Origin of the sequence: Pseudomonas sp. NBRC 111124, assembly GCF_001320245.1 — a bacterium.
GTDB lineage: Bacteria > Pseudomonadota > Gammaproteobacteria > Pseudomonadales > Pseudomonadaceae > Aquipseudomonas.
Genome location: NZ_BCBA01000036.1, coordinates 1 through 22,803, shown reverse-complemented (window position 1 = coordinate 22,803; position 22,803 = coordinate 1). Strand labels below are relative to the sequence as shown.

Annotated in this window: 20 protein-coding genes and 2 tRNA genes; 15 read left to right on the top strand and 7 right to left on the bottom strand. The window is 61.7% G+C overall.

Going from position 1 to position 22,803, the window contains the following annotated elements:
• Positions 1-129: 129 nt before the first annotated feature.
• Together APH28_RS15240 and APH28_RS15235 are read right to left on the bottom strand one after the other, a co-directional pair.
• Positions 130-216: transfer RNA gene (locus APH28_RS15240), tRNA-Leu, on the bottom strand.
• Between the two features lie 88 nt (positions 217-304).
• Positions 305-391: transfer RNA gene (locus tag APH28_RS15235), tRNA-Leu, on the bottom strand.
• A gap of 271 nt (positions 392-662) precedes the next feature.
• On the opposite strand from APH28_RS15235, the gene rnr reads away from it, so the two are divergent.
• The 8 genes from rnr (at position 663) to APH28_RS15195 (ending at position 10,281) form a co-directional block, all read left to right on the top strand.
• Positions 663-3,248, top strand: a complete 2,586-nt coding sequence (rnr, locus tag APH28_RS15230) for a ribonuclease R (RefSeq protein ID WP_060510635.1) — start codon at positions 663-665, stop codon at positions 3,246-3,248.
• On the top strand, positions 3,245-3,991 hold the full coding sequence (rlmB, locus tag APH28_RS15225; RefSeq protein ID WP_027920757.1) for a 23S rRNA (guanosine(2251)-2'-O)-methyltransferase RlmB: 747 nt from the start codon (positions 3,245-3,247) through the stop codon (positions 3,989-3,991). The genes rnr and rlmB overlap by 4 nt, the downstream gene beginning before the upstream one ends.
• A gap of 307 nt (positions 3,992-4,298) precedes the next feature.
• On the top strand, positions 4,299-4,724 hold the full coding sequence (gene rpsF, locus APH28_RS15220) for a 30S ribosomal protein S6 (protein WP_013974420.1): 426 nt from the start codon (positions 4,299-4,301) through the stop codon (positions 4,722-4,724).
• A 28-nt stretch (positions 4,725-4,752) separates the two neighbouring features.
• Positions 4,753-4,983 (top strand): 30S ribosomal protein S18, encoded by a 231-nt coding sequence (gene rpsR / locus APH28_RS15215; RefSeq protein WP_003249563.1) that lies wholly within the window; start codon positions 4,753-4,755, stop codon positions 4,981-4,983.
• Between the two features lie 33 nt (positions 4,984-5,016).
• On the top strand, positions 5,017-5,880 hold the full coding sequence (locus APH28_RS15210; RefSeq protein ID WP_060510633.1) for a hypothetical protein: 864 nt from the start codon (positions 5,017-5,019) through the stop codon (positions 5,878-5,880).
• 20 nt (positions 5,881-5,900) lie between these two features.
• Positions 5,901-6,347 (top strand): 50S ribosomal protein L9, encoded by a 447-nt coding sequence (gene rplI, locus APH28_RS15205; RefSeq protein WP_012316464.1) that lies wholly within the window; start codon positions 5,901-5,903, stop codon positions 6,345-6,347.
• Positions 6,348-6,458: 111 nt separating this feature from the next.
• Positions 6,459-7,856 carry a replicative DNA helicase gene (gene dnaB, locus APH28_RS15200; protein ID WP_060510791.1) on the top strand — a complete coding sequence of 466 codons (1,398 nt, stop codon included), beginning with the start codon at positions 6,459-6,461 and terminating at the stop codon, positions 7,854-7,856.
• Between the two features lie 121 nt (positions 7,857-7,977).
• A complete protein-coding gene (locus tag APH28_RS15195) occupies positions 7,978-10,281 on the top strand; it encodes a YgiQ family radical SAM protein (protein ID WP_060510631.1) in 2,304 nt (767 codons plus the stop codon).
• A gap of 129 nt (positions 10,282-10,410) precedes the next feature.
• Here the strand turns inward: APH28_RS15195 and APH28_RS15190 are convergent, their stop codons facing one another.
• Positions 10,411-10,998, bottom strand: a complete 588-nt coding sequence (locus tag APH28_RS15190) for a TIGR00730 family Rossman fold protein (RefSeq protein ID WP_060510629.1) — start codon at positions 10,996-10,998, stop codon at positions 10,411-10,413.
• Positions 10,999-11,347: 349 nt separating this feature from the next.
• Here APH28_RS15190 and azu point away from each other — a divergent pair, with 349 nt between their 5' ends.
• Positions 11,348-11,794, top strand: a complete 447-nt coding sequence (azu, locus tag APH28_RS15185; RefSeq protein ID WP_060485670.1) for an azurin — start codon at positions 11,348-11,350, stop codon at positions 11,792-11,794.
• 43 nt (positions 11,795-11,837) lie between these two features.
• Here azu and nadE read toward each other — a convergent pair whose 3' ends face one another.
• Positions 11,838-12,665, bottom strand: coding sequence for an ammonia-dependent NAD(+) synthetase (nadE, locus tag APH28_RS15180; protein WP_060510627.1), 828 nt, complete (start codon positions 12,663-12,665; stop codon positions 11,838-11,840).
• Positions 12,666-12,668: 3 nt separating this feature from the next.
• Positions 12,669-13,874 carry a nicotinate phosphoribosyltransferase gene (pncB, locus tag APH28_RS15175; protein WP_060510625.1) on the bottom strand — a complete coding sequence of 402 codons (1,206 nt, stop codon included), beginning with the start codon at positions 13,872-13,874 and terminating at the stop codon, positions 12,669-12,671.
• Between the two features lie 470 nt (positions 13,875-14,344).
• Between pncB and APH28_RS15170 the strand changes: the two genes are divergently transcribed.
• The 6 genes from APH28_RS15170 (at position 14,345) to APH28_RS15145 (ending at position 20,795) form a co-directional block, all read left to right on the top strand.
• Positions 14,345-15,481: a branched-chain amino acid ABC transporter substrate-binding protein gene (locus APH28_RS15170; protein WP_060510623.1), complete on the top strand. Its 1,137-nt coding sequence runs from the start codon at positions 14,345-14,347 to the stop codon at positions 15,479-15,481.
• Between the two features lie 148 nt (positions 15,482-15,629).
• Positions 15,630-16,544: a branched-chain amino acid ABC transporter permease gene (locus APH28_RS15165; protein ID WP_060510621.1), complete on the top strand. Its 915-nt coding sequence runs from the start codon at positions 15,630-15,632 to the stop codon at positions 16,542-16,544.
• Positions 16,545-16,546: 2 nt separating this feature from the next.
• Complete coding sequence (gene livM, locus APH28_RS15160) at positions 16,547-17,848, top strand: high-affinity branched-chain amino acid ABC transporter permease LivM (RefSeq protein ID WP_060510619.1); 1,302 nt, start codon at positions 16,547-16,549, stop codon at positions 17,846-17,848.
• Positions 17,845-18,720, top strand: coding sequence for an ATP-binding cassette domain-containing protein (locus APH28_RS15155; protein WP_060510616.1), 876 nt, complete (start codon positions 17,845-17,847; stop codon positions 18,718-18,720). The genes livM and APH28_RS15155 overlap by 4 nt, the downstream gene beginning before the upstream one ends.
• On the top strand, positions 18,717-19,433 hold the full coding sequence (locus APH28_RS15150) for an ABC transporter ATP-binding protein (RefSeq protein WP_060510614.1): 717 nt from the start codon (positions 18,717-18,719) through the stop codon (positions 19,431-19,433). The genes APH28_RS15155 and APH28_RS15150 overlap by 4 nt, the downstream gene beginning before the upstream one ends.
• A gap of 594 nt (positions 19,434-20,027) precedes the next feature.
• Positions 20,028-20,795, top strand: a complete 768-nt coding sequence (locus APH28_RS15145; RefSeq protein ID WP_060510788.1) for an SDR family oxidoreductase — start codon at positions 20,028-20,030, stop codon at positions 20,793-20,795.
• An 82-nt stretch (positions 20,796-20,877) separates the two neighbouring features.
• Here APH28_RS15145 and APH28_RS15140 read toward each other — a convergent pair whose 3' ends face one another.
• Together APH28_RS15140 and APH28_RS15135 are read right to left on the bottom strand one after the other, a co-directional pair.
• Positions 20,878-21,975, bottom strand: a complete 1,098-nt coding sequence (locus tag APH28_RS15140; protein WP_060510612.1) for an AGE family epimerase/isomerase — start codon at positions 21,973-21,975, stop codon at positions 20,878-20,880.
• Between the two features lie 43 nt (positions 21,976-22,018).
• Positions 22,019-22,654 (bottom strand): TetR family transcriptional regulator, encoded by a 636-nt coding sequence (locus APH28_RS15135; protein WP_060510611.1) that lies wholly within the window; start codon positions 22,652-22,654, stop codon positions 22,019-22,021.
• Positions 22,655-22,803: the final 149 nt, after the last annotated feature.

Sequence of the window (22,803 nt, the reverse complement as noted above, 5' to 3'; positions counted from 1 at the left end):
CTCAAGTGGCCGGGTGACGAGAAATTCATCGGCAGACTAACGTGCAATGCCGGGGCTGCGAGGGGAGAAGGGGGGATGCAAAAATCGCAGGCAAGAAAAAACCCACTAGCAAGCTAGTGGGTTTTTGTATGGTGCCCAGGAGAAGACTCGAACTTCCACGACCTTGCGGTCACTGATACCTGAAACCAGCGCGTCTACCAATTCCGCCACCTGGGCAAAGCTTTACATCATCTGCAGAAGGCGACTATCGTTCGCTTTCACACAGTAATAACAGATCCTTGGTCATCTGTTACTTGAAAATATTTGGTGCCCAGGAGAAGACTCGAACTTCCACGACCTTGCGGTCACTGATACCTGAAACCAGCGCGTCTACCAATTCCGCCACCTGGGCACACATTCGAGATAAAAGATGCTTTACAGCGCCGCTCATCTCTACTACAACTTCGGGCTTGTCCGTCGTTGTGGTGCGCACTATACGGACGGCCCGGGGGGCTGTAAACCCCCCAAGCAAAAAAAAATTCAAAAAATTCAACTTGTTGATTCCGAAGGCCTATTGCCCCTCTCTATACACAGCAGCGGGGGCTGTCCAAGGCTGACATTTCCGGTTTCAATACACACATGCCAGAATTCATATCTATATACCCCAAGGTGAACCCCTTCTGATGGCCGATTGGCAATCCCTCGATCCCGAGGCCGCTCGCGAAGCGGAAAAATACGACAACCCCATTCCCAGCCGTGAGCTGATCCTGCAGCGCCTTGCCGACCGTGGCGAACCCGCTGCGCGCGAGGAGCTGGCGAAAGAGTTTGGTCTGTATGAAGAAGACCAGATCGAAGCCCTGCGCCGTCGCCTGCGTGCCATGGAGCGCGATGGTCAGCTTATCTATACCCGGCGCGGCACTTATGCCCCGGTGGACAAGCTCGACCTGATCTGTGGCCGTATCTCCGGTCATCGCGATGGCTTCGGCTTCCTCATCCCTGATGATGGTAGCGATGACCTGTTCCTCGGCCCGTCGCAGATGCGCCTGGCCTTCGATGGCGACCGCGCGCTGGCGCGCGTATCCGGCACCGACCGCCGTGGCCGCCGTGAGGGCGTGATCGTCGAGGTCATCTCCCGCGCCCATGAAAGCGTCGTTGGCCGCTACTTTGAAGAGGGCGGCATCGGCTACGTGACCCCGGATAACCCGAAGATCCAGCAGGAAGTGCTGGTGACCGCAGGGCGTAACGGTGGCGCCAAGATCGGCCAGTTCGTCGAGATCAAGATCACCCACTGGCCTACCCCGCGCTTCCAGCCGCAAGGTGATGTGGTCGAGGTGATCGGCAACTACATGGCCCCGGGCATGGAAATCGACGTTGCCCTGCGCAGCTACGACATTCCACATGTCTGGCCCAATGACGTTGTCAAGGAAGCGCGCAAGTTCCGCTCCGAAGTCGAAGAGAAGGACAAAGAGAAGCGCATCGACCTGCGCCACCTGCCGTTCGTCACCATCGACGGCGAGGATGCCCGCGACTTCGATGACGCCGTCTATTGCGAACCACTGGGCAAGCTGCGCATGTTCTCCGGCGGCTGGCGCCTGTATGTGGCGATCGCCGACGTTTCCAGTTACGTACGCCTGGGCTCGGCCCTGGATAACGAAGCCCAGCAGCGCGGCAACTCGGTGTACTTCCCCGAGCGCGTGGTGCCGATGCTCCCCGAGGAGCTGTCCAACGGCCTGTGCTCGCTGAACCCGCATGTCGATCGCCTGGCCATGGTCTGCGAAATGACCATGAACAAAGCCGGCCAGATGGTCGACTACCAGTTCTACGAAGGCGTCATTCACTCCCACGCCCGCCTGACCTACAACAAGGTCAGCAGCATGCTCGAACATGCCCGCACCCGTGAGGGCAAGGCGCTACGCGAGGAGTACAAGGCGGTCGTGCCGGACCTGAAGAACCTGTATAACCTGTACAAGGTTCTGCTGGACGCCCGTCATGCCCGGGGTGCCATCGATTTCGAGACCCAGGAAACCCGCATCATCTTCGGTGAAGAGCGCAAGATCGCCGAAATTCGCCCGACCGTGCGCAACGATGCCCACAAGCTGATCGAAGAATGCATGCTGGCGGCCAACGTCGCCACCGCAGCGTTCCTGCAGAAGCACGAAGTGCCAGCCCTGTACCGCGTGCACGACGGCCCGCCGCCGGAGCGCCTGGAAAAACTGCGCGCCTTCCTCGGCGAGCTGGGCCTGACCCTGCACAAGGGCAAGGACCCTTCGCCGAAGGACTACCAGGCCCTGCTGGCGAGCATCGCCGGGCGCCCGGACTTCCACCTGATCCAGACCGTGATGCTGCGTTCGCTGAGCCAGGCGGTGTACAGCACTGACAATAATGGCCACTTCGGCTTGAACTACGAGGCGTATACCCACTTCACCTCGCCGATCCGCCGTTACCCGGACCTGCTGGTGCACCGCGCCATCCGCAGCGTCATCCGTTCCAAGGTCGATACCCCGCACGTCAAGCGTGCCGGCGCCATGAGCATCCCCAAGGCGCGTATCTACCCGTATGACGTGAATGCCCTCGACCAGCTCGGCGAGCAGTGCTCGATGACCGAGCGCCGCGCCGACGAAGCCACCCGTGACGTAGTCAACTGGCTCAAGTGCGAGTTCATGAAGGACCGCGTGGGCGAGACCTTCCCGGGCGTAATCACGGCGGTCACCGGTTTCGGCCTGTTCGTCGAACTGACCGATATCTACGTGGAAGGCCTGGTGCACGTCAGTGCGCTGCCGGGCGACTATTACCACTTCGACCCGGTGCACCACCGCCTGTCGGGCGAGCGTACCGGGCGCAGCTTCCGCCTGGGTGACACCATCGAGGTCAAGGTCATGCGCGTCGACCTCGACGAGCGCAAGATCGACTTCGAAGTCTCCGAGCAGCAGCTCAGCGCGCCGATCGGTCGCAAGGGCCGTGGTGCTGCCGCGCCAGCGGCCGGTAAGGCAGAGAAGGCCGAGCCAGCGGTCGAGGCCAAGGCCACGCCGAAGCCGCGCAGCCGCAAGAGCGAAACTGCCGAAGCGTACTTCCCGAAAGACGCCGTGCAGCGCAACGCCGAAGTGCGCAAAAGCCGCGAAATGAAAAAGGCGCTGATGAGCGAGGCGCGTACCGGCGGCCATGCCAGCAGCAAGTCGGAGAAGGGCGGCAAGCCGTCCGGCAAGCCGACCAAGCACCGTAAAGGCCCGCCGAAGTCCGGTGCGCCACGCAAGAGCAAGAGCAAGTCATGAGTCAGCTGGAAAAGATCTACGGCGTGCACGCCGTGCAGGCATTGCTGCAGCACCATCCGAAGCGGGTCAAGCAGATCTGGCTGTCGGAAGGGCGCAGCGAGCCGCGCATTCAAGCGTTGCTGGAACTGGCTGCGGAAAACCGCGTGCCGGTCGGCCAGGCCGAGCGCCGTGAGCTGGATGCCTGGGTCGAAGGCGTGCACCAAGGCGTGGTCGCCGAGGTCAGCCCGAGCCAGGTGTGGGGCGAGTTGATGCTCGAGGAACTGCTTGAGCGCAGCGAAACACCGCCACTGATCCTGGTGCTGGACGGCGTGACCGACCCGCACAACCTTGGCGCCTGCCTGCGCACCGCCGATGCGGCCGGTGCCACGGCGGTGATCGTGCCCAAGGACAAGTCGGCGACCCTGACGCCGGTAGTGCGCAAGGTGGCCTGCGGCGCGGCGGAGGTGATTCCGCTGGTGGCCGTGACCAACCTGGCGCGCACGCTGGAGAAGTTGCAGCAGCGGGGCCTGTGGGTGGTGGGCACCGCGGGTGAGGCCGAGCAGGAGATCTACCAGCAGGACCTGACCGGCCCGCTGGTGATGATCATGGGCGCGGAAGGCAAGGGGATGCGCCGACTGACCCGCGAACATTGCGATTTCCTGGTGAAACTGCCGATGAGCGGTAGCGTCAGCAGTCTGAACGTGTCGGTGGCGACGGGCGTGTGCCTGTTCGAGGCCGTGCGTCAGCGCCAGGCCAAGCGCTGACCTTCAGCCTGTACCGGCCCCTTCGCGGGCACGCCCGCTCCCACAGGTTTACTGCTGCCTTTGGCCTTGCAGGTTTCCCGTGGGAGCGGGCGTGCCCGCGAAGGGAGTCTGACACTTTCTGAATATGTTTCAGGCTGTTCAAATAATCACCAATTACCTTGCTTGTGCGCCCCGCCTTCTCTACAATTGCGCCCCTTGCCGAGCTGGCAGGCGCATATGTGCCTCCCCTCCGTGCAAGACATACAGTGTCATTCACTCCTTGTCTGACCAGATTCGCTGGCAGACTACTAACCCGTAAGGAGCATTCATGCGTCATTACGAAATCATCTTCCTGGTTCACCCGGACCAGAGCGAGCAAGTCGGCGGCATGGTTGAGCGTTACACCAAGCTGATCGAAGAAGATGGCGGCAAGATCCACCGCCTGGAAGACTGGGGCCGTCGTCAACTGGCCTACGCAATCAACAATGTTCACAAGGCTCACTACGTGATGCTGAACGTTGAGTGCACCGGCAAGGCCCTGGCCGAGCTGGAAGACAACTTCCGCTACAACGATGCCGTTATCCGTAACCTCGTCATCCGTCGCGACGAAGCCGTAACTGGCCAGTCCGAGATGCTGAAGGCTGAAGAAAACCGCAGCGAGCGCCGTGAGCGTCGTGAGCGTCCTGAGCATGCTGAATCCGCCGACGGCGACGACAGCAATGACAGCGACTCCAGCGATAACGCTGACGAGTAATCCACGGACCTTTAGAGGAGCCTATTAAATGGCACGTTTCTTCCGTCGTCGTAAATTCTGCCGCTTCACTGCTGAAGACGTGAAAGAGATCGACTTCAAAGATCTCAACACCCTGAAAGCTTACGTATCCGAAACCGGCAAGATCGTTCCAAGCCGTATCACCGGTACCAAAGCTCGTTATCAGCGTCAGCTGGCTACCGCTATCAAGCGCGCCCGCTTCCTGGCCCTGCTGCCCTACACCGACAGCCACGGCCGCTGAGACCGGGTCGTCGACAAGCAGTAAGGGATTAGCATGCGAGCGTTAGCAAGTTTCATCATGCGCGGTCGTGTGCAGGCCACCCTGGTGGTGGTCATCAGCGCGGTACTGCCGCTGCTGTTCTGGTTGAGTGCCGCTGCCGGCAGCCTTGTGCTGCTGCGGCGTGGGTTCAAGGATGCTTCAACGGTCATCGCCGGCGGCCTGCTGGCCGGGCTGGCCGTGTGGTTCATGGGCGATCCGATCACCTTTCTGGTGATTGCCGGTGCCCTGGGCCTGGCTGCGCTGTTGCGCGCCGAGCATCCCTGGAGCCGTGTGCTGGTCGCCAGTGCCGTGTTCGCCGTGGTTTTCAGCCTCGTGCTCGACATGGCGCTTGCGCAAACCTTCGATGTGCTGGCCAAGGCGTTTGCCGAAGCCATGCCGAAAATCGAAGGCGAGCCGGTGCTCTCCGGTGAGCTGATCCGCCCTGTGCTGGTCGCTTCCACAGCAGTGACGGTGCAATTGTTCAGCGTGTTGGCCTTGGTGCTGGCGCGTTATTGGCAGGCAGCGTTGTACAACCCTGGAGGCTTCGCCCGCGAATTTCGCGCGCTGAAGTTGCCGAAACAGACCATGGCGGTCTTGGTGGCAGTGATGGTGGTGGCTCCGTTTATCGGGTCGCAGTTCATCATCCTGGCATCGGCGTCGAGCCTGGTTCTGGTGCTGGCCGGCATCGCCTTGATGCACGGGCTGGTGGCACAGGGGCGACTGGCCGGTTTCTGGCTGGTGGGCATGTACGTGACGTTGCCGCTGATCATGCAGCTGATCTACCCGTTGCTGATGGTCCTGGCCATTGTCGACAGCCTGATTGATTTTCGCGGTCGCAAGTCCCCTCCGGGGAAAGACTCCGCGAACGGTGAAGGTTAAAAGTTAAGAGGTTTTACCAAATGGAACTGATCCTGCTGGAAAAAGTCGCTAACCTGGGCAACCTGGGCGACAAAGTAAAAGTTAAGGCTGGTTACGGCCGTAACTTCCTGCTGCCATTCGGCAAGGCCACCGTTGCCAACGCCGCCAACCTGGCTGCGTTCGAAGAGCGTCGCGCCGAGCTGGAAAAAGCAGCAGCTGACCGTAAATCGTCGGCTGAAAGCCGCGCTGCCCAACTGGCCGAGCTGGAAGTGACCATCACTGCCACCGCTGGCGACGAAGGCAAGCTGTTCGGTTCGATCGGCACCCACGACATCGCTGACGCCCTGACCGCCTCCGGCGTTGAAGTGGCCAAGGCTGAAGTTCGTCTGCCGAACGGCACCATCCGTCAGGTTGGCGAATACGACGTAGCCGTGCACCTGCACAGCGACGTTGAAGCCACCGTACGTGTGGTCGTCGTAGCTGCCTAAGCTGCGCTGACCGGTGGTCCCTTTCGGGATAGCCGGTTAACATCGGGCACGGTCCTGTTCATTCAGGCCGTGCCCTTTGTCTTTTTCATCCTCCAGAATTCTTTCGTGGCCATGAACGAGATCACCAACTCCGAACAACTCGACCTGCAAACCGCTGCCCTGAAGGTGCCGCCGCATTCCATCGAGGCCGAACAGGCTGTGCTCGGTGGCCTGATGCTGGACAACAATGCCTGGGAGCGGGTGCTGGACCAGGTGTCCGATGGCGACTTCTACCGGCATGACCACCGCTTGATCTTCCGTGCCGTGCACAAGTTGGCCGACGCCAACCAGCCATTCGACGTGGTAACCCTGCACGAGCAGCTGGACAAGGAAGGCCTGTCGTCGCAGATCGGCGGCCTGGCGTACCTGGCCGAACTGGCCAAGAACACCCCGTCGGTGGCCAACATCAAGGCCTACGCCGCGATCATTCGCGAGCGGGCAACGCTGCGCCAGCTCATCAGCATCAGTACCGACATCGCCGACAACGCCTTCAACCCGCAAGGGCGCAACGCTGCCGAGATCCTCGACGATGCTGAGCGGCAAATCTTCCAGATCGCCGAGGCGCGTCCGAAAACCGGTGGTCCGGTGGGTGTCAACGACCTGTTGACCATGGCCATTGACCGTATCGACACGCTGTTCAACTCCGACAGCGATATCACCGGTATCTCTACCGGTTACACCGACCTCGACGAGAAGACCAGCGGCCTGCAGGCAGCCGACCTGATCATCGTCGCCGGCCGTCCGTCGATGGGTAAGACCACCTTCGCCATGAACCTGGTGGAAAACGCCGTACTGCGCAGCGAAAAGGCGGTGCTCGTGTTCTCCCTCGAGATGCCAGGCGAATCGCTGATCATGCGTATGCTCTCGTCGCTGGGCCGCATCGACCAGACCAAGGTCCGTTCGGGCCAGCTGGACGATGACGACTGGCCTCGCCTGACCTCGGCAGTCAACCTGCTCAACGACCGCAAGCTGTTCATTGACGATACCGCCGGCATCAGCCCGTCGGAAATGCGCGCGCGTACCCGCCGCCTGGCCCGTGAGCACGGCGAGATCGGCATGATCATGGTCGACTACCTGCAGTTGATGCAGATTCCGGGCTCGGCCGGTGACAACCGGACCAACGAGATTTCCGAGATCTCCCGTTCCCTCAAGGCCCTGGCCAAGGAATTCAACTGCCCGGTCATCGCCCTGTCGCAGCTGAACCGGTCCCTGGAGCAGCGGCCGAACAAGCGCCCGGTCAACTCCGACTTGCGTGAATCCGGTGCAATCGAGCAGGACGCCGACGTGATCATGTTCGTATACCGGGATGAGGTGTACCACCCGGAGACCGAACACAAGGGCGTGGCGGAAATCATCATCGGCAAGCAGCGTAACGGCCCCATCGGCTTCGTGCGCCTGGCGTTCATCGGCAAGTACACCCGCTTCGAGAACCTCGCACCGGGCATGTACAACTTCGACGACGATGAGTAAGCCACCGGCCTGATCGCCAAGCAGGCATCCCATGAATCCGACAACCACCGTCGGATTTGGTCAAAATTTGTGCTATATTCCGCGCCCGCGATTTCCCTGCACACCAGAACCGGTCACTGACATGCAAGCAGCCAAACCACTCTACGACTATCCCAAGTACTGGGCCGAATGCTTCGGGCCAGCACCATTCCTGCCGATGAGCAGGGAGGAGATGGATCAGCTCGGCTGGGATTCCTGCGACATCATCATCGTGACCGGGGATGCCTACGTCGACCACGCGTCGTTCGGTATGGCCATCATCGGCCGCCTGCTGGAAGCCCAGGGCTTCCGCGTGGGCATCATCGCTCAGCCGAACTGGCAGTCCAAAGACGACTTCATGAAGCTCGGCGAGCCGAACCTGTTCTTTGGCGTCGCGGCCGGCAACATGGACTCGATGATCAACCGCTACACGGCGGACAAGAAGATCCGTTCCGACGATGCCTATACCCCGGGTGGCCTGGCGGGCAAGCGCCCGGACCGTGCCAGCCTGGTGTACAGCCAGCGCTGCAAGGAAGCCTATAAGCATGTGCCGATCGTGCTCGGCGGCATCGAGGCTTCGCTGCGCCGTATCGCGCATTACGACTACTGGCAGGACAAGGTCCGCCATTCGATCCTGATCGACGCCAGCGCCGATATCCTGCTGTACGGCAACGCCGAGCGCGCCATCGTCGAAGTCGCCCAGCGTCTGTCGCAGGGCGAAAGCATCGAGCAGATCACCGACGTACGCGGCACCGCGTTCGTGCGCCGTGACACGCCGCAAGGCTGGTACGAGATCGACTCCACCCGTATCGACCGCCCGGGCCGCGTCGACAAGATCATCAACCCGTACGTGAACACCCAGGACACCCAGGCCTGTGCCATCGAGCAGGCCAAGGGCGACCAGGAAGACCCGAACGAAGCCAAAGTGGTGCAGATCCTCGACAGCCCGAGCGTGACCCGGGAAAAATCGGTGATCCGCCTGCCATCGTTCGAGAAAGTGCGCAATGACCCGGTTCTCTACGCCCACGCCAACCGCGTGCTGCACCTGGAGACCAACCCGGGCAACGCCCGCGCCCTGGTGCAAAAGCATGGCGAAGTGGATGTGTGGTTCAACCCGCCACCCATTCCCATGAGCACCGAGGAAATGGACTACGTGTTCGGCATGCCCTACGCGCGTATTCCACACCCGGCCTATGGCAAGGAACGCATCCCGGCCTACGAGATGATCCGTTTCTCGGTGAACATCATGCGTGGCTGCTTCGGCGGCTGCACCTTCTGCTCGATCACCGAGCACGAAGGCCGCATCATCCAGAACCGCTCCCACGAATCGATCCTGCACGAGATCGAAGAGATGCGTGACAAGGTGCCGGGCTTCACCGGCGTGGTCTCCGACCTTGGTGGCCCGACCGCCAACATGTACCGCATCGCCTGCAAGAGCCATGACATCGAGAAGCACTGCCGCAAGCCGTCGTGCGTGTTCCCCGGCATCTGCGAGAACCTCAACACCGACCACAGCTCGTTGATCGAGTTGTACCGCAAGGCCCGTGCCCTGCCAGGTGTGAAGAAGATTCTGATCGCCTCGGGCCTGCGTTACGACCTGGCGGTGGAATCGCCGGAGTACGTCAAGGAACTGGTCACCCACCACGTTGGCGGCTACCTGAAGATTGCCCCGGAGCACACCGAGCGTGGCCCGCTGGACAAGATGATGAAGCCGGGTATCGGCACCTACGACCGCTTCAAGCGCATGTTCGAGAAGTTCTCGAAAGAGGCGGGCAAGGAGCAGTACCTGATCCCGTACTTCATCGCCGCGCACCCGGGCACCACCGACGAAGACATGATGAACCTGGCCCTGTGGCTCAAGGGCAACGGCTTCCGCGCCGACCAGGTGCAGGCGTTCTACCCGTCGCCGATGGCGTCGGCCACGGCCATGTACCACTCGGGCAAGAACCCGCTGCGCAAGGTCACGTACAAGAGCGAAGGGGTGGAGATCGTCAAGAGCGAGGAGCAGCGCCGCCTGCACAAGGCGTTCCTGCGCTACCACGACCCGAAAGGCTGGCCGATGCTGCGCGAGGCACTGGAGCGCATGGGCCGCGCCGACCTGATCGGGCCGGGCAAGCATCAGCTGATCCCGCTGCACCAGCCGCAGAGCGACAGCTACCAGAGCGCACGCCGGAAGAACTCGACCCCGGCCGGCAGCCACAAGGTGGGCAAGGATCAGAAGATCCTCACCCAGCACACCGGCCTGCCGCCGCGTGCCAGCGATGGCAGCAAACCGTGGGACAAGCGCGAGAAGGCCAAGGCCGAAGCGTTCGCCCGCAACCAGCAGGCGGCCAAGGAGCGCAAGGAAGCCGCCAAGGGTGGTGGTGGCAAGGGCAAGAAGCCGCGCCAGCCAGTCATCCCGCGTTGATTGATCCATTTTGGGGCTGCTTTGCAGCCCTTTCGCGACACAAGGCCGCTCCTACAGGGAAATGCATTCTCCTGTAGGAGCGGCCTTGTGTCGCGAAAGGACCGCCCAGCGGTCCCAGGATTTCAGCCTTCAATCAGGCTGCTTGTCGACCCACTTAGGCAACACCGGCGACTCGAACTGCTCCATCCCGTCCAGCAACTCATCCGCCTGCTGCGCCAGCAGCAACATGGCCCGATGCTGCGGCCGCACGAAGCCTTCTTCGACGATATGGTCGAGGAACCCGCCCAGCTTCTCGTAAAAACCATTCACATCGAGCAGCCCCAGCGGCTTGGCGTGATAGCCCAATTGCCCCCAGGTCCACACCTCGAACACCTCTTCCAGCGTACCCAGGCCACCCGGCAGGGCGATGAAGGCGTCGCTCAGTTCGGCCATGCGCGCCTTGCGCGCGTGCATGCCATCGACCACCTCCAGTCGGCTCAGACCCTTGTGGCCAATCTCGGCGTTCATCAGGCTTTGCGGGATGATCCCGATCACTTCGCCACCGGCAGCCATCGCCGCATCAGCGACGGTGCCCATCAGGCCGACTGCGCCACCGCCGTAGACCAGGGTCAGGCCGCGGCGGGCAATGGCCTGGCCAAGCGCGATGGCCGCTTCACGGTAGGCAGGGTTGGCGCCGATACTGGCGCCACAGAACACACAAACGGAACGTACAGACATCGCGTTTCTCCAGTCATATCGCTGACAGGGTAAAGCGAATAGTCTGACGTCTCCAATGTCGGTTTCACTCCGGTCGGGCGAATTCGCAGCTGGCACCCGTGGCGCCGTGGGCGTAGGCGGCAAGCAGGCTGTTCATGAAACTTGCGAGGGACATTTCGATTGCTCCTGAATGAGAGGGTTGTCCCATCGTCTAGTAAAAGGGCATGATGTGCCCTTAGATTGGTTGTATACAATCCATTGAACAATTCTATTGGCTGGCCACTTGACACCCCCTTGACCCATATCAGCAGGGGGCTGAACGGTTTCAGGCAGTCTCGCAATTGATAAAACCCTGCCAAGGAGATTCATGATGTTTGCGAAAGCTGTAGCGGTATCCCTGCTGACCCTCGCCAGCGCCTCTGTCTTCGCAGCCGAATGTTCGGTTACTGTCGACTCGACCGATCAGATGTCCTTCAACACCAAGGACATCGTCGTCGACAAGAGCTGCAAGGAATTCACCGTCAACCTGACCCACTCCGGCAGCCTGCCGAAGAACGTCATGGGCCACAACGTGGTCATCAGCAAAGAAGCTGACATGCAGCCGATCGCAACCGACGGCCTGGCTGCAGGGATTGAGAAGAACTACCTGAAGGACGGAGATGAGCGCGTCATCGCCCACACCAAGATCATTGGTGCCGGCGAGACAGACAAGCTGACGTTCGATGTATCCAAGCTGGCAGCTGATCAGAAGTACGGCTTCTTCTGCTCGTTCCCAGGCCACATCTCGATGATGAAAGGCACTGTCACGCTCAAGTAAGCATGCAGTGAAAACCGGGGCCGCTTAGCGGCCCCGGTCGTTTTCACGGGGCGAACGGCAGTTCGCGCTTGTGCTGGGTCTTGCGGTAGGTGGCGACGATGATGTCGAACGCCTGCTGATCCACCGGCAACCCATGCAGGAAGGCATCGATCTGCTGGTAAGTCACGCCATGGGACGCCTCGTCCGGCTTGCCGGGTTCCAGGTCTTCCAGGTCCGCAGTCGGCACTTTCTCCACCAGTGACTCCGGTGCACCAAAGCTGCGCGCAATCGCCCGTACCTGGTTTTTCACCAGCCCGCTCAGCGGCGCCAGGTCGCAAGCGCCATCTCCGAACTTGGTAAAGAAGCCCATCACTGCCTCGGCGGCGTGGTCGGTGCCGATCACCAGGCCCGCGCGAGCACCGGCGATGGTGTACTGGGCAACCATGCGGGTACGCGCCTTGACGTTGCCGACCACAAAGTCCACCAGGGTCGGCGAGCCGTTCTTCAACTCCGCCACTTCCGCTGCCAATGCGCGCACAGCCGGGGCGATGTCGACGGTGTGCACTTCATCGGGCTTGATCACTTCCAGGCAGGCCTGCGCGTCGTGCTCGTCATGCTGAACCTGGTACGGCAGGCGCACGGCGATGAAGGTGTAGGCCTTGTCGCCGGTTTCGGCACGCAGCTCGTTGATGGCACGCTGGGCGAGCAGGGCGGCGGTCAGCGAATCGACGCCGCCGCTGATGCCCAGTACCAGGGTCTTGAGCCGGGCATTGGCCAGGCAGTCCTTGACGAACGCCACGCGCCGGGCCACTTCGGCCTCGAGCGCAGCGGCGTCGGCGAATGGCGGCTGGACCTTCAGCGCCTGGGCAATCTCTTGCTGAACCGCTTGCATGGGTTACTCCTTGCTGGGGACTTTGAATACGTGACGCATGTAGGCGACGAAGTTCTCGTCGCGGCACTGGGTCTTGGCGGCTTCGTCCGAGATCTTCGCCACTGGCGAGCCGTTGCAGTCGGTCATTTTAAGCACGATGTTCATTGGCGCCACACCCGGGATGTCACACGTGAGGTTGGTGCCAATACCGAAACTGACGTTGATGCGACCGCGCAGGGCACGGAAGATTTCCAGCGAGCGGGTCAAGTTGAGACCATCGGAGAACACCAGGGTCTTGGTCATCGGGTCGATACCCAGCTTCTGGTAATGGGCGATGGCCTTCTCCGCCCAGGTCACCGGCTCGCCCGAGTCATGGCGCAGGCCGTCGAACAGCTTGGCGAAGTACAAGTCGAAATCGTTGAGGAAGGCATCCATGGTGATGCAGTCGGTCAGGGCAATGCCGAGCAGGCCGCGGTACTCGCGGACCCAGCAGTCCAGCGCGGCGATCTGGCTGTCGATCAGGCGCGGGCCGAGTTGCTGGTGGGCCATGATCCACTCGTGGGCCATCGTGCCCAGGGGCTTGATATCCAGTTTCCATGCCAGGTCGACGTTGCTGGTGCCGACGAAGCGGCCCGGGAAGTCGTCGCGCAGCACCTTTACCACGTCCTCCTGCACGCGGCTGGAAAAACGCCGGCGGGTGCCGAAATCGGCGACCTGCAGGTCGGCCAGTTCGTCGTCGCTGGCGTGGGCGCGCAGCCAGTCGAACTTGCGGTACAGCTGATCCCGGGCATCGGCCAGGCGCATGCGTGGGTGCAGGTGGCGGTTGCGCACTTCGCTGATGATGGCCAGCAGCGGCACTTCGAACAAGATCACGTGCAGCCAGGGGCCTTTCAGGCGCAGGAACAGCTGGTCGTTCTCGATGCCGATGCGCACATAACGCAGGTTGAAGCGGAACAGGCGCAGAAAGCGCAGGAAGTCGGGCTTGAGGAAGCTGATGCGTTCAAGGAAGGCCGGCTGGCCATCATCCAGGGTGAGGTCGCTGAGCAGTTCCAGCTGATGGCGAATCTCGCCAAGGTAGGGGCGCAGGTCCTCGCCGTTGCGGCAGCGGAATTCCCATTCGACATCGGCGTCTGGGTAGTTGTGTAGCACGCCCTGCATCATGGTGAGCTTGTAGAAGTCGGTGTCGAGCAGGTTGTGCACGATGCGCTCGGCGAATGCGCTCTCGCTCATCAAAGGGGGCTCCGGAAACGGCGAATGGTGGACATTGTGCCAGCCTTTTCGATCTTGTTGTGTCTGCGCCGGCCTCTGTGGGAGCGGGCGAGCCCGCGAAAGGGGACTTAACAGCCAAAACAAGTGGCTTTTTCCGTGCACCAGCTAGCCTTGAAACAGTGCCACCTGTAGCAGTCGCGCACCAGCGGTGTGCACTTCGGTGACGTCCACTGTTACAGGGTGGTTGCACGTAAACACTTGCCAGGGTTGCAATGATGGCACTCAGCGGTTGCTCCTTGTCTGTACGTGTGGTGGCGCCTGCCGCGTGGCAGACGGTTGCACGCTCAATAAAGAAAAGGCCGTCGGTCGCCTGGGGTCGACCTTTACAGTGTGTTTGCCCGGAAGACAAAACCGATGGCACGGCCCTTGCTCTGAGCACAGGGCTGAGAAGTTGTAGTGCCAACCAAAAAAAACTCTAGGAGCACCACCTCATGTCGCAGACGTTTTACAAGAAAGGTTTCCTGGCTCTGGCCGTAGCTACGGCACTGGGTGTTTCTTCGTATGTTCAGGCCGACGTCAAGATCGGCGTCGCTGGCCCCATGACCGGGGCCAACGCAGCGTTTGGCGAGCAGTACATGAAAGGTGCGCAGGCAGCGGCCGACAAGATCAACGCTGCTGGCGGCGTGAACGGCGAGAAAATCGTCCTGGTGAAAGGTGATGACGCCTGCGAGCCGAAGCAGGCCGTGGCCGTGGCCAACCGCCTGGTCGACCAGGACAAGGTGATCGGCGTGGTCGGGCACTTCTGCTCCTCCAACACCATCCCGGCCTCCGAGGTGTATGACGAAGCCGGTGTGATCGCCATTACCCCGGGCTCCACAAACCCACAGGTTACCGAGCGTGGTCTTTCCGCCATGTTCCGCATGTGCGGCCGTGATGACCAGCAGGGTATCGTCGCCGGCGACTACATCGTCGACGTGCTCAAAGGCAAGAAAGTAGCGGTGCTGCACGACAAGGACACCTACGGCCAAGGCCTGGCCGATGCGACCAAGGCACAGCTGGAGAAGCGAGGCGTCAAGCCGGTGCTGTATGAAGGCCTGACCCGTGGCGAGAAAGACTTCAGCGCCGTGGTCACCAAGATCCGTGCCGCCGGTGCCGACGTTGTCTACTTCGGTGGCCTGCACCCGGAAGCCGGCCCGCTGGTACGCCAGCTGCGCGAGCAGGGCCTGAAGGACGTCAAGTTCATGTCCGATGACGGCATCGTCACCGACGAACTGGTGGCCACCGCCGGCGGCGCGCAGTACGTCGATGGCGTCTACATGACCTTCGGCGCCGACCCGCGCCTGCTGCCAGACAGCAAGGCGGTGGTGGAAGAGTTCCGCAAGGCCGGTACCGAACCGGAAGGCTACACCCTGTACGCCTATGCCTCGCTGCAGGCCCTGGCTGCCGCGTTCAACGGTTCCAAGTCGAACAAGGGCGAAGACGCTGCCAAGTGGCTCAAAGCCAACCCGGTCAAGACCGTCATGGGCGAGAAGAAGTGGGACCAGAAGGGCGACCTGACCGTCTCTGACTACGTGGTCTACCAGTGGGACAAGGACGGCAAGTACCACCAGCTGGAAAAACAAAAATAATAACGGCACCTGGCCCGGACGCCCGTCCGGGCCATTGCCCCTGCGGTCCTTATTCGGAGACGTGCACGGTTCTGCGCCGCCAGGCCCGCTTCATCCGTGGCTTGTGGTCGTCAGCACTGGTGTCGTCTCGCTCAGGTGAGATTGCGTTATGGATGGTATTTTCCTGCAGCAACTGGTCAACGGCCTGACCCTCGGGTCGGTCTATGGCCTGATCGCCATCGGCTACACAATGGTCTATGGCATCATCGGCATGATCAACTTCGCGCACGGCGAGGTGTACATGATTTCCGCTTACCTGGCGGCGATCAGCCTGGCATTGCTGGCTTACTTCGGTATCGAGTCGTTCCCCCTGCTGATGCTGGGCACACTGTTGTTCACCATCGTCGTCACGGGCGTGTATGGCTTCACCATCGAGCGCATCGCCTACAAACCTCTGCGCAACTCCACCCGCCTGGCACCGCTGATCAGTGCCATCGGCATCTCCCTGATCCTGCAGAACTACGCACAGATCAGCCAGGGCGCCCGCCAGCAAGGCGTGCCGACCCTGCTCGAAGGTGCCATGCGCATTGACGTCGGCACCGGCTTCGTACAACTGACCTACACCAAGATCTTCATCCTGGTGGCAGCGTTCGTCGGCATGGGCCTGCTCACCTACGTGATCAAGTACACCAAGCTCGGCCGCATGTGCCGCGCCACCCAGCAAGACCGCAAGATGGCGTCGATCCTCGGTATCAACACCGACCGGGTAATTTCCTACGTATTCGTCATCGGTGCGGTGATGGCCGCGCTGGCCGGCGTGTTGATCACCCTGAACTACGGCACCTTCGACTTCTACGCCGGCTTCATCATCGGTATCAAGGCGTTCACCGCCGCGGTACTGGGCGGCATCGGTTCGCTGCCAGGCGCCATGCTCGGCGGGATCATCCTGGGGATTTCCGAGTCGCTGTTCTCTGGCCTGATCAACTCCGACTACAAGGACGTGTTCAGCTTCTCGCTGCTGGTGATGATCCTTATCTTCCGCCCACAAGGCCTGCTGGGTCGCCCGCTCGTGGCTAAGGTGTGAACATGTCGATTGCCAAGATTGCCTCTGCCTCTGAAACCAAAGGTTTCGATATCAAACGCAGCCTGCTGGAGACCATCGTCGCCGGCCTGCTGGCGCTCATTGTCTTCGGCCCGATCGTCGGCGTGGTGCTCGACGGCTACACCTTCAACGCCGAACCACGCCGGGTGGCGTGGCTGGTTGGCGGAGTGATGCTCGGGCGCTTCCTGCTCAGCCTGTTTGTGCAGACCGCCGCCGGGCGGCGCATGCTCGAAGGCTTCGACAGCGGCGGCTCGGGTGTGCACGTCAATTCGCCGGACTACAAGTCGCGGTTGCGCTACATCATCCCGGCGCTGGTGGTGATCGCCATCATCTTCCCGGTATTTGCCAACAAGTACCTGCTGACCGTGGTCATCCTTGGCCTGATCTACGTGCTGCTGGGCCTGGGCCTGAACATCGTGGTCGGCCTGGCCGGCTTGCTCGACCTGGGCTATGTGGCGTTCTACGCCATTGGTGCCTATGGCCTGGCGCTGGGTTACCAGTATCTGGGCCTGGGCTTCTGGAGCGTGCTGCCGCTGGCGGCCATCGCCGCAGCGCTGGCGGGGTGCATCCTTGGCTTCCCGGTTTTACGAATGCACGGTGACTACCTGGCGATCGTGACCTTGGGCTTTGGCGAGATCATCCGCCTGGTGCTGAACAACTGGCTGTCCTTCACCGGCGGCCCGAACGGTATGCCGGCGCCGTCGCCGACCTTCTTCGGTCTGGAATTCGGCCGCAGGGCCAAGGACGGGGGTGTGCCGATCCACGAGTTCCTCGGCATCGACTACAACGCCAACCTCAAGTTCGTATTCATCTACACCGTGCTGTTCCTGGTCGTGCTGGCGGTGCTGTACATCAAGCACCGGCTGACCCGCATGCCGGTCGGCCGCGCTTGGGAAGCGCTGCGCGAAGATGAAATCGCCTGCCGGTCGATGGGCCTGAACCACGTGCTGGTGAAGCTCTCGGCTTTCACCCTCGGTGCTTCCACTGCGGGCCTTGCCGGGGTGTTCTTCGCCACTTACCAGGGCTTCGTCAACCCGTCGTCGTTCACCTTCTTCGAGTCCGCGTTGATCCTCGCCATCGTCGTGCTCGGTGGCATGGGGTCGACCGTCGGCGTGGTGATCGCGGCGTTCGTGCTGACCGTCGCGCCGGAGCTGCTGCGCAGCTTCTCTGAGTACCGCGTGTTGCTGTTTGGCGTCCTGATGGTGCTGATGATGATCTGGCGACCGCGTGGGCTGATCCGCATCAGCCGCACCGGTGTGACCCCGCGTAAAGGAGTAGCGCCATGAGCGACGAAATCATTCTCTCGGTCGACAACCTGATGATGCAGTTCGGCGGCATCAAGGCGCTCAGCGACGTCAGCCTGAAGGTCAAGCGCAACCAGATCTTCGCCCTGATCGGCCCCAACGGTGCCGGCAAGACCACCGTGTTCAACTGCCTGACCGGCTTCTACAAGGCCAGCGGCGGGCGCATCGAGCTGAACGCGCGCGGTAGCCACACCAATGTCATCGAGCTGCTTGGCGAGCGCTTCCAGGCGGCGGATTTCGTGTCGCCTGCGCGCTTTGCCAACCGCCTGTACTACAAGATGTTCGGCGGTACCCACCTGGTCAACCGCGCCGGCCTGGCGCGGACCTTCCAGAACATTCGCCTGTTCAAGGAAATGTCGGTGGTGGAAAACCTGCTGGTGGCCCAGCACATGTGGGTCAACCGCAACCTGCTGGCCGGGGTACTCAACACCAAGGCCTACCGCAAGGCCGAGAGCGACGCCCTGGACCATGCGTTCTACTGGCTGGAAGTGGTCGACCTGGTCGACTGCGCCAACCGCCTGGCCGGTGAGCTGTCATACGGCCAGCAGCGCCGCCTGGAAATCGCCCGGGCCATGTGCACACGGCCGAAGATCATCTGCCTGGACGAGCCGGCTGCCGGCCTCAACCCGCAGGAGACCGAAGCCTTGAGCCGCATGATCCGTGTGCTGCGTGACGAGCACGACATCACCGTGGTGCTGATCGAACACGACATGGGCATGGTCATGAGCATTTCCGACCATATCGTTGTGCTCGACCACGGCAACGTGATTGCCGAAGGCGCCCCGCAGGAAATCCGCCACAACCCGACGGTGATCGCCGCCTACCTGGGTGCCGACGAAGAGGAACTGGTATGAGTGCACCCATTCTCGAACTGAAGGAACTGGACGTGTTCTACGGGCCGATCCAGGCCCTGAAGAAGGTGTCGATGCACATCAACGAAGGCGAGACGGTGAGCCTGATCGGTGCCAACGGCGCCGGCAAGTCGACCCTGCTGATGTCGATCTTCGGCCAGCCGCGGGCGGCGTCCGGGCATATCGTTTACCGGGGCACCGACATCACCCGCAAGTCGTCGCACTACATCGCCTCCAACGGCATCGCCCAGTCGCCGGAAGGGCGCCGGGTGTTCCCCGACATGACCGTCGAGGAGAACCTGATGATGGGCACCATCCCCATCGGCGACAAGTACGCCGCTGAAGACATGCAGCGCATGTTCGAACTGTTCCCGCGCCTGAAGGAGCGGCGCAACCAGCGGGCGATGACCATGTCCGGCGGCGAGCAGCAAATGCTGGCCATTGCCCGGGCGCTGATGAGCCGGCCAAAGCTGTTGCTGCTGGACGAGCCGTCGCTTGGGCTGGCGCCGATCGTGGTCAAGCAGATCTTCGCGACCCTGCGTGAACTGGCCAAGACCGGGATGACCATCTTCCTGGTAGAGCAGAACGCCAACCATGCGCTGAAGTTGTCGGACCGGGCGTATGTGATGGTCAATGGGCAGATCCGCATGAGCGGGACGGGGCAGGAGCTTTTGGTCAATGAAGAGGTGCGCAACGCGTACCTCGGCGGGCATTGAGTTCAAGTCGGGGCTGCAATGCAGCCCCATCTAAAATGTGGACAACTTGTCGCATATCTTTCTCGAGCCACTCGACAATCCCCTCGCAAGCTCTTGTTTCCACAGGTTGAATCTTTTCCACGATTAATGTGGAACCGCCTGTGGAAAACATGGTGGCACCTCGCTCTATCCCTTTATTTGCAAGGCCTGCAAGGCTCTGATCATAATTTGATCAGTTGCCCTTCCTGCCTGGTTTCACAGGCTTTTTCTGCACAGTCCATACCTTGCAATGAACGCTTCAAAGCCTGTGGATAAGTCTGTGGGAAAGCCTTGGACAGACCGCTGTAGACGGCATGCTTGAAAGCGTTGCGCCATCACCGAAAAGATATCCAGTGACCGCGATACGCTGAAAGGGTTCCGCACAGTGGACAAGTTGCCCCCAATCCGTGGGGAAAGCTTTGTGGATAACATGCGCATAGCTGGCGCCGGCCCCTCTGTGGCAAGGGTTTGCGGAACATGTACAAAAAATGAACAGCGGCCCGATTGGCTTGCTGACGGCGTTCGGCACGGGCATGCTGCGAACCTGCCATGACCATCTACCGTGAGGAACAGAGCATGACGTCCACCGTATTCATCACTGGCGCCACTTCCGGCTTTGGCGAGGCCACTGCCCGCCGTTTTGCAGAGGCCGGCTGGAAGCTGGTGCTCACCGGCCGTCGCAAGGAACGTCTGGATGCCCTGTGCGCCGAACTGTCGGCCAAGACCGAAGTGCACGGCCTGGCTGTCGACGTGCGTGATCGCAAGGCCATGGAGCAGGCCATCGCGAGCCTGCCGGCCGGTTTCGACAAGTTGCGCGGCCTGGTCAACAACGCCGGCCTGGCGCTGGGTGTGGATGCGGCGCAGAACTGCAGCCTGGACGACTGGGACACCATGGTCGACACCAACATCAAGGGCCTGATGTACACCACCCATCTGTTGCTGCCACGCCTGATCGCCCATGGTCGCGGCGCGTCGATCCTCAACGTCGGTTCCGTGGCGGGCAATTACCCGTACCCGGGCAGTAACGTGTATGGCGGCACCAAGGCCTTCGTCGGCCAGTTCTCGCTGAGCCTGCGCTGCGACCTGCGCGGCACCGGCGTGCGGGTGAGCAACATCGAGCCGGGCCTGTGCGAGAGCGAATTCTCGCTGGTGCGCAACAGCGGTGACCAGGCCAAGTACGACGCAACATACGCAGGCGCCGAGCCGATCCAGCCACAGGACATTGCCGAGACGATCTTCTGGATCCTCAACCAGCCGGCGCATATCAACATCAACAGCCTTGAGCTGATGCCGGTGCGCCAGGACTTCGCGGGGCTGTCGATCGACCGCTCCACCAGGGACTGATCCGAGGGCCCTTTCGCGGGGCAAGCCCGCTCCTACAAGGATCGCGTAATTCATGTAGGAGCGGGCTTGCCCCGCGAATGCGTCACGTCAGGCGCTGCAAGCCTTCCAGGCAAGTCGCCAGGTGATAGGGTGTAGTCGACGGCATGTCATGCCGGCTCACGGCTCCTTCACCATCCCGGCATTCATACCAGCCACCGGTATGCAGAAACTGCTGTTCCATCGCCTTCAACTGGACCAGCAGCTTCGCCTCATTCCCCGGGCGCAAAACTAGCGCCCGCAGGTATTCCGCCTGCGCCCAGATCCGCTGGGTCGCATCGAGCACGTTGCCTTCCACGTCGAGCATGGCCAGCACTGCCGCATTGTTGACCCCGCAAAGTTCGGCATAGCCGAAGGCCCGCTCGATGGAGGCGTGCAGTGGCGTCCCTCGCAGCAGCGGCGAGGTCTCCAGCAGGTAGAACCATTCGAACTGGTGGCCGGGCTCGAACCAGTTATCCACAGCGCCCCGTGGTTTTTCCAGCATCAGCCCATGCTGGGGTTCGATGAAATGCGCTTGCAGGGCTGTGCACAACTGCAGCAGCGATTGTTGCACGTGCTCGTCTTCGCGCACTGCCAGCACCTGCAGGAAGGCCTCGGCCAGGTGCATTTGCGGGTTTTGCAATGGGCCACTGCCGAGGTCGGTCCAGCCTTCGCCGAGGCTGGCCTCATACAGGCCATCATCCCGAGCGAACTGCTCGTCGAGCACTTCCAGGGCAGCATTGAGGGTGGCTTCAACCAAGCCTTCGCCGACCTTGCCCCAGTAGTGCGCGCAAGCAAAGACGATGAATGCATGGGTGTAGAGGTCCTTGCGCCGGTCCAGTGGCTTGCCCTGGGCATCAATGCTGTAGAACCAGCCGCCGTGTTCGGCATCGTGGAAGTGCTTCTGCAACGAACGGAACAGTGCCGCCGCCCGCTCGGCTGCGCCCGGTTGCTCGATACGGCTGCTGAACAGGTAAAGCTGACGTGCACAGGCCATGGCCCGGTAGCGCTGCACCGGCAACGGACGGTGCTGGGCGTCCAGGGCTTCGTAGGGCAGGGCCATGTCGGCATTCCAGCCCGGGCCTTGCCACAGCGGCACGATGCGTTCGGCGAAGTGCTGGTTGAAGCGGGCCAGTTCGGGCAGGGTAGGGCGGGGGTTGGGCATGTCGGCGCTCGTCGCTTTCGGGCAGGGCGCCATGGTAGCAGAACTAGGGTTGCGGGTTGCCCAGCCCTTGCCAGTGGCGCGCGCCGACGAAGATGAAGCGCAGCTGCTGGGTGATCTTTTCCTGGGCGCTGAGCACCTGTGGATAACCCGGTTCCGGGCTGTCGATCAATTCCGGCAGGGTGGCGAACACGGTCTTCACCACCAGGTCGGCCATCACCGCCAGTGCGGCATTGTCCAGGTGCTGCCAGCGCTTCATCCGCGCAAGGTCGGTGGCCAGGTCGTCGCTGATGTCCTGGCGCAGGCGGGCGATGGCCTGGCGTACGGGTTGGGAACCACCGTACTGCTCGCGGGCGAGGAACAGGAACTGCGCGCGGTGGGCGGAGACCACGTCGAGGAAGATGCGCACGGAAGCATCGGTGATGCCACCAAGTTCGAATTCGTTATGCCGCACCAGGCGGATGGTCTGGCGGAACGTGGTGTCGACTTCGGCTACCAGTGCCAGGCCCAGGGCATCCATGTCGGGAAAGTGCCGATAGAAGCCGGTGGGTACGATGCCTGCCACCTTGGCCACTTCGCGCAGGCTGACGCTGCCAAAGCCACGGCCGCTCTCCATGAGCTGGCAGGCGGCGTCCAGCAGGGCCTGGCGGGTCTGTAGCTTCTGTTCGGCGCGCGGCAGCATGGGGTGGGCTTCTGTGACGGTAAGGCTGGGCACTCTAGATAAAAAAACAAAGCCCGGTCAATGGACCGGGCTGGGAGGGGAGCAAGCGGTGTGACAGAGATTGTTCTTTTCGGTCATGGCGATCAGCTCACATGGCTGATTTCAACCAG